Source organism: Micromonospora deserti (assembly GCF_003236335.1).
Lineage (GTDB): Bacteria > Actinomycetota > Actinomycetes > Mycobacteriales > Micromonosporaceae > Micromonospora > Micromonospora deserti.
Genome location: NZ_POUB01000163.1, coordinates 1 through 13,614, shown reverse-complemented (window position 1 = coordinate 13,614; position 13,614 = coordinate 1). Strand labels below are relative to the sequence as shown.

The 13,614-nt window shown below is 74.0% G+C and carries 13 protein-coding genes; 9 read left to right on the top strand and 4 right to left on the bottom strand.

Features of this window, described 5'->3' with window-relative positions; all coding sequences use genetic code 11:
* A partial coding sequence (locus C1I99_RS20955; protein WP_111135922.1) for a TIGR04222 domain-containing membrane protein occupies nucleotides 1-858 on the bottom strand: 858 nt, incomplete at its 3' end.
* 170 nt (nucleotides 859-1,028) lie between these two features.
* Nucleotides 1,029-1,979: a helix-turn-helix transcriptional regulator gene (locus C1I99_RS20945; protein WP_199562310.1), complete on the bottom strand. Its 951-nt coding sequence runs from the start codon at nucleotides 1,977-1,979 to the stop codon at nucleotides 1,029-1,031.
* A gap of 142 nt (nucleotides 1,980-2,121) precedes the next feature.
* On the opposite strand from C1I99_RS20945, the gene C1I99_RS20940 reads away from it, so the two are divergent.
* Both C1I99_RS20940 and C1I99_RS20935 read left to right on the top strand, forming a co-directional pair.
* Nucleotides 2,122-2,844: a 4a-hydroxytetrahydrobiopterin dehydratase gene (locus C1I99_RS20940; protein ID WP_233512623.1), complete on the top strand. Its 723-nt coding sequence runs from the start codon at nucleotides 2,122-2,124 to the stop codon at nucleotides 2,842-2,844.
* Nucleotides 2,845-2,882: 38 nt separating this feature from the next.
* Entirely contained in the window at nucleotides 2,883-3,512 is a 630-nt protein-coding gene (locus C1I99_RS20935; RefSeq protein ID WP_233512622.1) for a GNAT family N-acetyltransferase, read from the top strand.
* A 10-nt stretch (nucleotides 3,513-3,522) separates the two neighbouring features.
* Here the strand turns inward: C1I99_RS20935 and C1I99_RS20930 are convergent, their stop codons facing one another.
* On the bottom strand, nucleotides 3,523-4,095 hold the full coding sequence (locus tag C1I99_RS20930) for a TetR/AcrR family transcriptional regulator (RefSeq protein WP_111135918.1): 573 nt from the start codon (nucleotides 4,093-4,095) through the stop codon (nucleotides 3,523-3,525).
* 106 nt (nucleotides 4,096-4,201) lie between these two features.
* Between C1I99_RS20930 and C1I99_RS20925 the strand changes: the two genes are divergently transcribed.
* The 3 genes from C1I99_RS20925 to C1I99_RS20915 all read left to right on the top strand — a co-directional run bounded on the left by C1I99_RS20925 (nucleotide 4,202) and on the right by C1I99_RS20915 (nucleotide 6,994).
* Nucleotides 4,202-5,071, top strand: a complete 870-nt coding sequence (locus C1I99_RS20925) for a carbon-nitrogen hydrolase family protein (RefSeq protein ID WP_233512621.1) — start codon at nucleotides 4,202-4,204, stop codon at nucleotides 5,069-5,071.
* 61 nt (nucleotides 5,072-5,132) lie between these two features.
* On the top strand, nucleotides 5,133-5,777 hold the full coding sequence (locus C1I99_RS20920) for an HAD family hydrolase (RefSeq protein ID WP_111135917.1): 645 nt from the start codon (nucleotides 5,133-5,135) through the stop codon (nucleotides 5,775-5,777).
* A 281-nt stretch (nucleotides 5,778-6,058) separates the two neighbouring features.
* On the top strand, nucleotides 6,059-6,994 hold the full coding sequence (locus C1I99_RS20915) for a serine protein kinase RIO (protein WP_111135916.1): 936 nt from the start codon (nucleotides 6,059-6,061) through the stop codon (nucleotides 6,992-6,994).
* A 40-nt stretch (nucleotides 6,995-7,034) separates the two neighbouring features.
* Here the strand turns inward: C1I99_RS20915 and C1I99_RS20910 are convergent, their stop codons facing one another.
* Entirely contained in the window at nucleotides 7,035-7,283 is a 249-nt protein-coding gene (locus tag C1I99_RS20910; protein WP_111135924.1) for a DUF2630 family protein, read from the bottom strand.
* 362 nt (nucleotides 7,284-7,645) lie between these two features.
* Here C1I99_RS20910 and C1I99_RS20905 point away from each other — a divergent pair, with 362 nt between their 5' ends.
* The 4 genes from C1I99_RS20905 to C1I99_RS20890 form a co-directional block, all read left to right on the top strand.
* Nucleotides 7,646-9,031 carry a cytochrome P450 gene (locus C1I99_RS20905; protein ID WP_233512620.1) on the top strand — a complete coding sequence of 462 codons (1,386 nt, stop codon included), beginning with the start codon at nucleotides 7,646-7,648 and terminating at the stop codon, nucleotides 9,029-9,031.
* Nucleotides 9,028-9,930: a terpene synthase family protein gene (locus C1I99_RS20900; protein WP_111135914.1), complete on the top strand. Its 903-nt coding sequence runs from the start codon at nucleotides 9,028-9,030 to the stop codon at nucleotides 9,928-9,930. The genes C1I99_RS20905 and C1I99_RS20900 overlap by 4 nt, the downstream gene beginning before the upstream one ends.
* Complete coding sequence (locus C1I99_RS20895; RefSeq protein WP_325049224.1) at nucleotides 9,927-11,561, top strand: amino acid adenylation domain-containing protein; 1,635 nt, start codon at nucleotides 9,927-9,929, stop codon at nucleotides 11,559-11,561. Before C1I99_RS20900 ends, C1I99_RS20895 begins: the two co-directional genes overlap by 4 nt.
* Nucleotides 11,562-11,662: 101 nt before the next feature.
* Nucleotides 11,663-13,614 (top strand): sensor histidine kinase (locus C1I99_RS20890; protein WP_111135913.1); only part of this gene is annotated, 1,952 nt, incomplete at its 3' end.

Here is a 13,614-nt window from a genome sequence, read left to right as displayed (position 1 = left end):
GCCCCCACCGCCGCAGGAGCTGCCACCCCCGCAGCCGGTGCCCGAGGAGCCGCTGCCGCTGATCGCCTGCCGCTGGATCTCGGCCTGCTCGGCGAAGCCCGGGTCGAGCGCCCAGAGTGACGCCGTGCCGAACACGGCCACCCCCATCGCGGCACCCGCCGCGCCGTAGGTGGCGTAGGCCGGGGCCGCGGAGGGTGCGAGGTGGGCATGCCGCCGGCGCAGCTCGCGCAGCGCCGCCCGGCCGGCCCGGGTGCGGTGCGGTACCCGCACCTGGAACAGGAAGATCACGAGGAGCGCGACCAGGATGAGCATGAGGTAGCCGGCCGGCCTGCCGTTGGACAGCCCGGCGAAGAGCCGGACCCCACCGATGCTTAGCAGGCCGGCCAGCGCGATCGCGCCCTGCCGGGCGGAGGAGCGCTGTGCTGGACCGAGGGTCAGCCCCCGGTCTGCGAGGCCCTTGCGGAGCCGATCGAGCGCCGCGACCACCCGCCTGTCCCGCGGCAGCTGGATCGCCCGGGCCCGCCGCTGGGCGGCGTGGTAGACCGCCTGGTCCAGCGAGGTGGCCCCGGCGGGCATCGGGCCCGTGGTCATCAGTCGATGATCCGGCCCGACGCCTAGCACCCCGCTGCTGCGGAGGCCGGCGACGGCGGCGTGCACGGCCAGTTGCGGGCCGCCGTTGAGGAAGGCGACCTGCTGTGGGTCGAGCTGGTCGGGCGAGGTGGTCCGGGATCCGCCGAAGAGACGGGCCCGGTGAATCAGGGAGACCACCACGACCACGGCGGCCGCCGCGAGGTAGACCCGCAGGAAGGTCGGGCCGGGGACGCCCCAGGTGTCGCCCGGTGCGGCAAGGACCCTCATGTGCTGCTCCTGTCGCGCGAGGGGGATGGCGGCCCCATTGTGGAGCAGCGCCGCCACGCCGGACCGGCCGCGCGGGTCGAGTTACCGGACCGATATCTAGCCGGTCGCACCCCGCGGTGGGTGGATAGCTTGGCGCCGGAGGTGGTGGACGGCTGGGCGCCGGAGCCCGCTCAGGCGTAGCGCGCTGCGGCGCGGCGGGTCTCGTCCGCCACGCGTTGCCGCAGGGCGGCGGGCCGGAGAACCTCGACGGCGGCACCCAGGCTGAGCAGAGCGGAGCGCGCCCACGACTCGTTCTCGAACGGGACTGTCACCTCGATCTCCCCGGTCGCCGTGACCGGGATCCGGGCCTGCCCGTCGACGGGCACCAGACGCCGCAGGCGTGGCAACGCGCCGGCCGCCACGCGTACCGTGACCTCGACGGCGATCTCCTCCTGTTCCAGGTCGCGGCGCGCCTCGGCCCAGGACCGGGCGAGATCGAACCGCGCCGGGCGCACCACCTCCTCGTCGAGCAACTCCACGGAAGCCATCCGGGAGACCCGGTAGGTGCGCCGCTGCCGGTCGCGCAGGGCCACCAGGTACCAGTCGCCGGCGGCGAGGACGAGCCCCAGCGGGTCAACCTCCCGCGTGGCTGCCCGCCCGTCCCGCACGTACCGGATACGCACCCGACGGTCGCGCCAGACCGCGTCGGCGAGCTGGTTCAGGCAGGGCACCGGCTCGGGGGTGCCGTACCAGCGGACCGGATCGAGGTGGAAGCGCGCCGCCGTCCGGACGGCACGTTCCCGGGCCTCCCCGGTGAGGCTGGCCCAGACCTTGATCCGCGCGCCCTCCAGCATCTCCCCGAGCCCGAGCTGGTGCGCCGGGCCGGCGAGACCCAGGAACGTCAGCGCCCCGGCCTCGTCCAGGCCGACACCGGTCAGCCGGGTCCGGTAGCCGCCGGCCAGTCGATATCCACCCGCTGGCCCCCGCGTCGAACGTAGGGGAACCCCGGCGGCCACCAACGTTTCGACGTCGCGCTGCACCGTGCGCTCGCTGACCTCCAGCAGCCCGGCCAGCTCCCGGCCGCTGGCCTGGCCGCGAACCTGCAGGTGCAACAGCAGGGTCATCATCCGCGAGGCACGCACCGTCCCATGGTTCCGCAGATACCCGTCAGAGGATGTCGGGAAATCGGGTGACACTCGGTGCGGCGCCGCAGCGGCGCCGCACCGCGACAGAGCCTGCGGCTTCCGGGCCGGCAGGCTCAGGAAAGGCAGGGACATGTCCCAGGTGTCGACGGATCTGGACGAGCGAATCACCCCCACCCAGTTCCACGAGACCGATGGCGTCGGGGAGTGGCGGGTGCTGGGTGAGGGCGTGTGCACCTACTTCCGTACCGGGTCGTTCCCGGTCGGCTCCCGGCTCGTGCGGGCGATCAGCGAGCTGGCCGACCTCGACCACCATTACCCCGACGTCGACGTGCGGCGCGTGGGCGTGACCGTCCGGCTGGTCACGATCACGCCTGACTACTACGGGCTGAGTGGGCGTGACATCGCGCTGGCCCGGCGAATCTCGGCGGTGGCGCGCGAGTTGGGCATCCCCGCCGACCCGTCCGCCGTGCAGACCGTCCAGGTCGCGGTCGACGCGCTCGCCAGGCCCGAGGTGGTGCCGTTCTGGCGGGCCGTGCTCGGGTACGCCGACCGCGCCGGCAGCTCCGAGGATCTGATCGACCCGCGCGGCCGGGGGCCGGCGATCTGGTTCCAGGAGATGGACGCGCCCCGGCCGCAGCGCAACCGGATCCACCTCGACGTCTGGGTGCCGTACGACCGGGCCGAGGCGCGAGTTGCGGCGGCGCTCGCCGCCGGCGGCCACCTGGTGACCGACGCGTACGCGCCGTCGTTCTGGGTGCTGGCGGACGTCGAGGGCAACGAGGTCTGTGTCGGCGCGGCCGGCTGGACCGGACCCGAACCCGGTACGCCGACCGGCGGGACCGCCCGGCAGGCGGTAGCGTGACCGGCCGGCGTGCCGTGCCGGACGGAGGAGGGCGAGCGGTGGTGGCGGATCCTCACCAGGTGATCACCGTGCTGCCCGCCAACGAGACGAGCTGGGACGACCTGCGGGCGGTGTTCGGCACCCGTGGCGACGCCGCCCGCTGCCAGTGCCAGCGTTACAAGATCCGGGACCGGGACTGGGCTTCCGTTCCCGTCGAGGTGCGTGCCGAGCGGCTGCGCGAGGAGACCGACTGCGGCCATCCCGAGGCGGACCGCACCAGCGGGCTGGTCGCCTACCTCGACGGTGAGCCCGTCGGCTGGTGCGCGGTCGAGCCGCGCACCGCGTACCCGCGGCTGTTGCACGGTCGTACGCCCGTGCCGTGGGTGGGCCGCGACGAGGAACGGGCGGACGCCGGCGTCTGGGCCGTGACCTGCTTCGTCACCCGGGTGGGCTTCCGGCGTCGCGGCGTCAGTCGTGCTCTCGCCCGCGCCGCCGTCGACTTCGCCCGGAGGCGCGGCGCCCGGGCGGTGGAGGGCTACCCGATGATCACCCACCCGGGGCGGGAGGTGACCTGGGGAGAGCTCCACGTGGGCAGCCGAAGCATCTTCGCCGACGCCGGGTTCGCCGAGGTCAGCAGGCCCACGCTCCGGCGCGTCGTGATGCGGGTCGACTTTCCGCCGAGCCGGTAGTCGCCGCGGGTCAGCGGCGGCGGACCGCCTCCTCGACCAGGTCCAGCACCCGGCCGAGGTCACCGGCGGGGCGCCCCATCGCCAGGTGCAGCACCAGGCCGTCGTAGGCGAGTTCGAGGAACTGGGCCAGCACGTCGATCGGGATGTCCTCGCGCAGCACGCCCGCCTCCCGCTGGCGGGCCAGCCGGTCCCGGGTCGCCTCGGCGATGGCGGCCGACCGTTCCGCCCACCGCTTGGCGAACGCCGGGTCGGTGCGCAGCCGGCGCGAGACCTCCAACTGGCTGCCCAGCCAGCCGGTGGTGTCCGGGGAGACCGCGCGGGCCAACAGGTCCCGCATCACCTGGACCAGACCGTTGCGGGCCACCGTCTCCACCATGACCGCGGCGTCGTCCTCGGCGACGGCGAGGAAGAGGGAGTCCTTGTCCCGGAAGTGGTGGAAGATGGCGCCCCGGGACAGCCCGGTGGCCTCCTCCAGGCGGCGCACGGTGGCACCCTCGTAGCCGTGCCGGGCGAAACACGCCCGCGCGGCGGCGAGGATCTCCTGCCGGCGTGCGTCGAGCTGGTCCTGGCTTACTCTGGGCACGGGTCGATCGTGTCAGGTCACCCCCCGTTACGCAAACCGTACGTACGGCTTGGAAGTGCCCCGCTCGATGATCATGCGGTGGCCCCGGGCCGACTACCATCGGCCGGTGACCCCACCCCCCGCCGCCACCGGGCTTCCCGCCGTGCCGCTGACCGTCGCCGCCGTGCAGGCCGAGCCCGTCCCCGCAGACGTGGCCGGCAACGCGGACACCGCCGGGCGGCTCGTCCGCCGCGCCGCCGAGCGCGGTGCCCGGGTGGCCGTGTTGCCGGAGCTCTTCCTGCCCGCGTACCACCCACCGACCCTCGCCGCCGACCCGGCCGGCACCGATGTCGCGGCCGACCCCGACGGGCGGATCGACGACCCGCGGCTGGACGCCCTGCGCGCCGCGGCCCGCGACGCCGGCAGCGTGGTGGTGATCGGCGCGGCGGTGCGCCGCGCGGACGGCCGGCGGACCATTTCCTCGCTCGTGGTCGACCGGGCTGGCGCGATCCGCGTCGGGTACGACAAGCAGCACCTCTGGAGCGGGGAGCAGGAGCTGTTCGACGCCGGTGACCGGGGTGCCACGCTGCTGGTCGACGACTGGCGGTTCGGCCTCGGCATCTGCTATGACGGCTGCTTCCCGGAACACGGCCGGGCCGCCGCGGCCGACGGGGCGCACGGCTACCTCTGCCCGAGCGGCTACCTGACCGGCTCCGAGCACCGCCGCGACCTGTACTACGCCGCCCGCGCGCTGGACAACACGATGTACGTGGTGTTCGCCAACGCCGTCGGCGGCGCCGACCCGTGGCGGTTCAACGGCGGCGCGGCGGTCTACGACCCGGAGGGTCGCCCGCTGGCGCGTGGCGCCGGCGTCGGCGAGCGGGTGCTGGTGGCGGCGCTCGACCCGGGCGCGCTGGCGGCCACCCGGGCGGCCCACTCCATGCTGCTCGACCGCCTTCCGGACCAGGGTCTCGCCCGGTCGGCGGTGTCGGCCTGACGGACGCCCGGCGCTCGCTCGGCCCTGTTGGCGGGGCACCTCGGTCCCGTAAGGTGCCCGAGTGCCGCTGCTCCTGCTGGACCTGGACAACACCCTGCTCGACCGGGCCGGCCCGTTCCGCGCCTGGGGTCAGCGTTTCCTGGACAGCATCGGCGCGCCGCCGGCCGACATCGACTGGCTGGTCTCCATCGACGCCGACGGGCTGACCGACCGGTGGGACGTGGCCGACGCGATCCGCGACCGGTACGCGCTGCGCATCCCCTCCATCGACCTGGTCGAGGAACTGCACGACGGGATCGTCGGGTACACCCGGCTCGACCCGCTGATCGCCTGCGCGCTGCGGATCGCCGACGACGCCGGCTGGGTGCCCGTGGTGGTCAGCAACGGATCGGTGCGCCAGCAGGACGCGAAGATCCGGCGGACCGGGCTGGACCGGTTCGTGGCCGACTGGGTCATCTCGGAGGAGGCCGGGGTCAGCAAGCCGAATCCACGGATCTTCGCGCTCGCCGCCCAGCGGGTCCGGATGCCGCTGCGGGGCGCCTGGGTGGTCGGTGACAGCCCGGAGGCGGACATCGGCGGCGCCGCCGCCGTCGGCCTGCCCAGCGTCTGGCTGCACCGCGGGCGGAGCTGGACGGATAGCCGCTTCGCGCCGACCCGTGTCGTCGACGGCTTCATCGCGGCCGTCGCCGCAGTCCTCGGCGGCTGATCCGGCGGGCCGCCGCCACCGCTCGCCGGCTGATCCGGCGGGCCGCCGCCACCGCTCGCCGGCTGGTCCAGTGGGCCGGCGTGGTCGCCGCGGTGGCGAGCGCGGGCGGTGCGACACGGGGCCGTAATTCGGTTGACCCGGCCGGGACCGAGCCGTGAGGATGGTCGGCGCATCGTGCACCCGGGTCTGCGCCCGGTCGAGGAGAGGGGGTCGGTCATGGCCGTCTTCGCAGGTCACTTCCACCTGCCTCCATCAGCCTCGAGTAAGGGATCACCACCGCAGTGCGCGATCACGACTTTCCGGCGCGCGAGCGCCGCACCCGCGGCAAGCGCCGCTTCGACGACGACGAACCGCAGTTCCTGAAGCGCGGCCGGCCCGCCGAGCCGGTCCTGGCCGACCCGGACGAGGAGCCGGACCCCGCCAGCGGCGAGCGCTGGTCCTCCTGGGACGACGCCGTGCACGGCCCGCAGCCCCACCCGGACTGGCTGGTCACCGAGCTGGCCGCGAAGGACAGCGAACTGGGCGTGCTGAAGACCGGCAAGGAGGCGGACGTCCACCTGGTCCGCCGGGCGGTGCCCGGCACCGACCGGTCCTGCCTGCTGGCGGTCAAGCGCTACCGGGACGCCCAGCACCGGCTGTTCCACCGCGACGCGGGCTACCTGGAGGGGCGCCGGGTCCGCCGGTCCCGGGAGAACCGGGCGATGGCCGGGCGGACCACGTTCGGTCGGCAGATGATCGCCGGGCAGTGGGCGGCGGCCGAGTTCGCCGCGCTTGCCCGGCTCTGGGAGATCGGCGCCCGGTACGGCACGATCACGGTCCCGTACCCGGTGCAGCTGCGCGGCACCGAGCTGATGCTGGAGTTCCTCGGCGACCCGGACGGGGGGCAGGCCGCGCCCCGGCTGGCGCAGCTGCGGCCCGAGGCGGCGGAGCTGCGGGACCTCTGGACGCAGCTGGTCGACGCCCTGGTGGTGCTCGCCCGCGCCGGGTACGCCCACGGCGACCTGTCACCGTACAACCTGCTGGTGCACGCCGGCCGGTTGGTGCTGATCGACCTGCCCCAGGTCGTCGACGTGGTGGCCAACCCGCAGGGGCCGGAGTTCCTGGCCCGGGACGTCCAGGTGGTGGCGGCCTGGTTCGCGGCCCGGGGGCTGCCCACCGTGGACGCCGACCCGGTGGCCCTGACCGAGCTGCTGCTGCGCGAGGCGGGCATCCGCTGACCGCGGTCCCGGGCGGCCGTGGGGCCGCCCGGGGCGCGGCTTACTGCAGGTAGCGTTCGACCTCGGGCTTGGGGCGGACGCCCTGGGCGTCCGGGTCGCCGTGGGTCGTCCGCGCGGCCCGCCGCCGGCGCAGCAGGTCCCAGCACTGGTCGAGGGACTCCTCCAGCGCGCGCAGGCGGTCGCGGGCGGCCTCGTCGGTGCCCGTCTCGTTGGCCTGCGCGGCGGCGCGCAGCCGGTGCTCCTCGTCGACCAGCTCGGAGATCCGGTTCAGGATGGTCTTGTCGTCCATGACCAAGAGCCTGGCACAGGGCGCCCGGGCGCGCCCGGATTCGCCTGCGCCGAACCGTGCGCCCGCCTCACGGTGCGGGAGAGGCGGTAGGTTGACCAGTCATGATCCCCGCCGTCCGGGCGTCCTGGCCCGCCGATGCGGTGGCGGTCGCCGAGCTGCTCCGGGCCACCGCCGCCCATCAGGTGGCCACCCCGAGGTGGTCCGCTGACAACTGACCGGTGGGCCGGACGATGGGAATCTCCATCGTGAAGATTCCTCTTGGCGCGACTAGAGAAAGTCGTCTTCCCAGTGGCATGCTCCACAGGAAGTTGACTGCACAGAGTCGCTCCGCGACTCTCAGTTGTCAGAGGGGGTCGAGCGCGGTGGGCATCCCACACGATGGGCAGAGCCACACTCGACGAGCGCACTCCGTACCGCTGCGCCAGGTGGTGCCCAGCCTGCTTCGTGATCCGGCCCGGGCCCTGGTCGAGTTCGGTGAGCGGTCCCGGGGCGAGGTGGTCCGGCTCAACCTCGGCTCGTTCCGTCCCTACCTGGTCACCCGCCCAGAGCACCTGCAGCAGGTGCTGCGCGAGAAGTCCGACAACTACGTACGCGCCGGCGACGGCCTGCAGTGGCGACCGCTGAAGCGGCTCTTCGGCGAGGGCATCCTCAGCGACGGCGAGTACTGGGCCAACAGCCGGCACATCCTGCAGCCGCTCTTCACCGCCCGCCGCATCGAGTCGCTGGTGGACCGGCTGGCCGAGGCGATCGAAGACGCGGTCGACGAGCTGGAGGCACCGGCCCGCACCGGCGCGCCGGTGGATATGGGCACCGAGCAGGCCCGAATCGTCTGCTCGGCGATCATGCGGGTCTTCTTCGCCGACAAGATCTCGGTGGCCGACGCCATGCGGATCATGCAGGCGCAGGACGCCATCGCCTGGTCGGTGATGCCGCGCATCATGGTGCCGTGGGCGCCGCTGGCGGTGCCCATGCCCGGGGACCGCTCGTTCCGCCGCGCCGTCCGGCTGATCGACGAGCTGCTGCTGCCCACCGTGCGGGCATCCCGAGAAACGGCCGAGTCCGACGGGGACGACATCATCGCCACCCTGTGGCGGGGGCGCACCGAGGACGGCGGGCGGCTCGACGAGCGGCAGGTTCGCAACGACACGGTGGCGATGGTGGCGACCACCACCGAGACAACGATCAGCGTGCTCACCTGGCTCTGGCCGCACCTGGAGAAGGATCCGCAGGTCGCGGCCCGGCTCTACGAGGAGATCGACCGGGTGGTCGGCGGCGCTCCGGTCCGCCGGGAGCACCTGCGCGAGCTGCGGTACACCCGGCAGGTTCTCGACGAGCTGCTGCGGCTCTACCCGATCGGCTGGCTGTTCCCGCGCCGTGCCGTGCAGGCCGACGTCATCGGCGGGGTGCCCGTCGAGGCCGGCGCCACCATCGTGGTCAGCCCCATGATCACCCACCGGATGTCGATGTTCTGGGACCGGCCGGAGGTCTTCGACCCCGACCGCTTCGCCCCGGAGCGGGTCCGTGCCCGGCACCGGTACGCCCACTTCCCGTTCGGCGGCGGGCCGCACCAGTGCATCGGGATGCACCTGTTCTACCTGGAGGCGACGCTGATCGTGGCCACCGTGCTCAGCCGCTACCGGTTCCGCCTGCGCCGGCGGGCGGTGCCCGGCATCAAGGTGGCGGCCGCGCTGCGTCCCCTCGACCGGGTCGAGGTGACCCTGCGGCCGGTGGAAGGGGCCGCCGCATGAGCTCCGGCCACGGGTCGGAGCAGCCCGGCGGCGACCAGATGACGCTGGCCGCGGAGCAGGGACGGATCTGTGCCCTGGCCGCCGAGGGGCAGCGTGACCTGCAGGAGGTCGCTGCCGCGTACCCCGATCTCTTCCCGCCCCGGCCGTTCGACCCGGCGCTGTTCGGCAACGTGGCGATGGCGATCGCCTTCGGCGCCCCCTGGTGCGACCTCGCGCAGCTGCGGATCACCAACCGGGCCGTGCTGTGGGGGTTCGCGGTCGACTGGCAGGTCGACCACGAGGCGAAGTCCCGGGACGAGATCGACCGGCTGACCGCGAACTGCCTGGCGGTGGCCGACGGCGGGGCGCCCGCCGCCGACGACCCCCTCGGCCGGTTCCTCGCCGAGCTGCGCGACGAGTTGGCCGCCGCGCCGGCGTTCGCCGCCCACCGTCCGGTGTGGCGGGAGGCACTGCGCAAGGTGCTGCACGCCATGGCGCGGGAGTGGGACTGGCGGCAGGACTCCGGCTCGCCGCCCACCCTCGACGAGTATCTGGACAACGCCGACAACCTGGCCTGCACGGTCGTCAACGTGGTGCACTGGATCCACTCCGGCGACCCTGCCACGCTGGCCAACCTCGACGCGCTGATCGTCGCCAGCGATGCGGTGCAACGGGTCCTGCGGCTGGTCAACGATCTGGGCACCTACGAACGCGACCTGCGCTGGGGCGACCTGAACGCCCTGCTGCTGGTGCCGGACCGGGCCGAGGTCGAGCGGCGGGTCGCCGACCTGGTGGCGCACGCCCGGGAACTGCTCGTCCCGCTGGGCACCAGCTGTCGGGTGCAGGCCGACTACCTGGCCCGGCAGATCGGCTTCAGCAGCGGCTTCTACCGGTCGACCGACTTCTGGGGAGCGCTGTGACCGCGACACCGGTGACCGTCGACAGCGGCAGCGGAGCCGATCTGGGCGTGGTGGTGCGCGAACTGCTCGCCGCGATGGAGCTGGAACCGGCCGGCCGGGTCACCCCCTCGGTGTACGAGACGTCCCGGGTGGTCGCCGAGGGGCCGTGGCTGGCCGGTCACGGCCGGCGGCTGGCGTACCTGCTCGGCGGCCAGCGCCGGGACGGCGGGTGGGGCGCGCCGGGCGGCTATGCGGTGGTGCCGACGGTGGGTGCGGTGGAGGCGCTGCTCGGCGCGCTGCGGGCCGGTGCCGGGGCGGACCCGGCCGAGCCGTCCCGGACGAACCTGGCCGCGGCGGCCGGCCGCGGGCTGGCAGCGCTGGCCGGCTGGCTGGCGGACGGGCCGTCGCTGCCGGACACCCCGGCCGCCGACCTGATCCTGCCCGCGCTGGTGGAGCGGATCGACGGGCACCTCGCCTGGTTCGCCAAGCACCCCGGCGGGTTCGACAGCCCGGTCCGCGCGCTGCCCCGGGTCGACCGCCGCCGGCTCGACGCCCTGCACGCCCGGCTCGCCGCCGGCCGGCCGGTGCCGCAGAAGTTGTTGCACGCGTTCGAGGTGCTCAACCCCGCCGCCCGGCGCCGGGCCGAGGTGGCCCCGGTCGCCGGTGCCGTCGGCGCCTCGCCGGCGGCGACCGTCGCCTGGCTCGGCGTGGCCCCGGCACCCGACGCCGACCTGTCCGCCCTGGCCTACCTGACCGAGGCGGTCGGCCGGTCCGGCGGTCCGGTGCCCTGCTGCACGCCCATCACCGTCTTCGAACGGTCCTGGGCACTGGGCAGTCTGGCCCGGGCCGGGGTGCCGCTGCGGCCGGCGCCGAAGCTGGTCGCCGACCTGGCCGCCGCGCTCGGGCCACAGGGCACGCCCACCGGGCCCGGGCTGCCCGCCGACGCCGACACCACCTCGGTCACGCTCTACGCCCTCGCCCGGCTCGGTCAGCCGGTGGATCCAGCGAGCCTGCTCCACTACGACGTGGGCAGCCACTTCTGTACCTGGCAGGGCGAGGACGGGCGCTCGGTCACCACCAACGCGCACGTGCTGGAGGCGCTGGGCTGGCACACCCGGCACACCGCCGCGGGCGCGACCCGCTACGGCACCCGGGTGGTGGCGCTCGCCGGGTGGCTGCGCGACCAGCAGGATCCCGACGGGCGCTGGGCAGACCGCTGGCACGCGTCGCCGTACTACGCCACCTCCTGCGCGGTGGCGGCCCTGGACCGCTACGCGCCCGCCGGGATCGCCGCGGACGCGGTGGACCGGGCCGTCGACTGGGTGGTCGCCACCCAACGTCCGGACGGGTCGTGGGGCCGCTGGACGGGCACCGTCGAGGAGACCGCGTACGCCCTGCACGTGCTGCTCGGCGTCGACCGTCCGGCCCGGCCGGGGGTAGTCGAGGCGGCGCGGCGCGGGCTGCGCCAACTGGCCACGATGGACGGTCGGGGTGACGGCCCCCCACTGTGGCACGACAAGGACCTGTACACGCCCGTGCTGATCGTGCGGGCCGCCGTCCTCGCAGCCCGGCACCTCGCGTCGACCAGATCGGACCTGGTGGACCGGGCGGACCGTTCATCAGATGACAATTCCATGATCAGGAACGCTTGAGCGACGCTTCGGACGCTGCTAGCGTGCGCCGGGGTCGATGTGCACACACCGGGGTGCGCTCCTGACTGTCGGATCACACAGGCCATGCCAGGGACGGTGTAATGGGTTCCCGCAGTTCGAATCTGCGTACCAAGGTTGTTGCCCTGCTCACCTCGCTGGTCGCGCTCTGGGCCTTCACCGCGTGGGTCACCGTCCACGAGGGCGTCAACCTGCTCGGCGTGCAGGCGCTGGACGTCAAGGTCTTCGACCCCACCGAACCGCTGCTGCTGCAGCTGCAGCTGGAACGCCGGACCTCGCTGACCTACCTGGGCCGGCCCGACGACGGCCAGCGCGCGGCGCTGGCCGAGGTGCGGCAGCGCACCGACCAGCTGGCCGAGGAGTTCCGCCAGTCCACCGACAGCTGGCAGGTCGACCTGCTGGGCGGCGACGCGCTGCACCAGCGGATCGACGCGCTCGTCGCCGGCCTGAACGACCTGGCCGGCACCCGGGCGGAGGTCGACGGCCGCAGGATCGACCGGGCGGACACCCACGCCGCCTTTACCGGGCTGATCGAGACGATCTACCGGGTCTACGACGCGCTGGGCAACCTCGACGACAAGCAGGTCGCCGAGGACACCATGTCGCTGATCGGCCTCAACCGGGCTCGCGAGCTGCTGTCCCAGGAGGACGCCCTGCTCGCCGGCGTGCTGGCCGCCGGGCGGATCACGCCGGCCGAGCAGGCGCAGTTCACCCGGATCGTCGGTGCCCGGCAGTTCACCGCGGGGCAGGCCATCGTCCGCCTCCCCGCCGCCGACCAGCGCCGCTTCAACGAGATGTCGACCGGCGCCACCTTCCGGCGGCTCACCGACCTGGAGAACAAGGTCATGCAGGGTGACGGGGGCTCCCGGCCGCCGGTCACCGCGACGGAGTGGAACGACACGACCGGCCCCGCGCTGACCGAGATCAGCGACGTTGTGCTGGCCGGTGGCGACGACGTGGTCGACCGGGCCACCCCGGTTGCCGTCGGCGTCATCGTCCGACTGGTGCTGGCCGCCGGTCTCGGTCTGCTCGCCGTCATCGCCTCGATCGTCGTGTCGATCACCACCGCGCGGGCCCTGGTGCGGCAGCTGGAGCGGCTGCGCGAGGCCGCCTTCCGGCTCGCCAACGAACGCCTGCCGGGGGTGGTGGAGCGGCTCGGCCACGGTGAGGAGGTCGACGTCGCCAGGGAGGCGCCGCCGCTGGAGTTCGGCGACGACGAGATCGGCCAGGTGGGCAAGGCGTTCAACGCCGTGCAGGAGACCGCGATCCGCACCGCGGTCGAGCAGGCCGAGCTGCGCCGCAGCGTCCGCGAGGTGTTCCTCAGCCTGGCCCGGCGCACCCAGGCCCTGGTCCACCGCCAGCTCACCCTCCTGGACGCGATGGAGCGGCGCGAGCACGACGCGGAGGAGCTGGAGGACCTGTTCCGGGTCGACCACCTGGCCACCCGGATGCGGCGTAACGCGGAGAACCTGATCGTGCTCTCCGGCTCCACCCCTGGGCGAGCCTGGCGGCGCAACGTGCCGATGGTGGACGTGGTCCGGGGCGCGGTCGCCGAGGTGGAGGACTACACCCGGGTCAACGTGCTGCCCCTCGGCCCGGTCTCGCTGACCGGCCGGGCGGTGGGTGACGTCATCCACCTGCTCGCCGAGCTGATCGAGAACGGGCTGTCGTTCTCGCCGCCGCACACCACCGTCGAGGTGCGCGGGCAGATGGTGGCCAACGGCTTCGCCATCGAGATCGAGGACCGCGGCCTCGGCATGAGCGAGGAGGACCTCGCCGCCGCCAACCACCGGATCGTGGACCAGTCCGAGCTGAACCTGGCCAACGCCTCCCGGCTGGGGCTCTTCGTGGTGAGCCGGCTGAGCGAGCGGCACGGGGTGCGGGTGCAGCTGAAGGAGTCCGCGTACGGGGGCACCACCGCGGTCGTGCTGATCCCGGCCGAGCTGGTCACCGCCGACGACCAGGATACGAGCGTCTCGGGGGGCGGCCCGGCGACCGGCGTGCGGGCCAAGGCCGGCCCCGTCGCCGAGCAGCC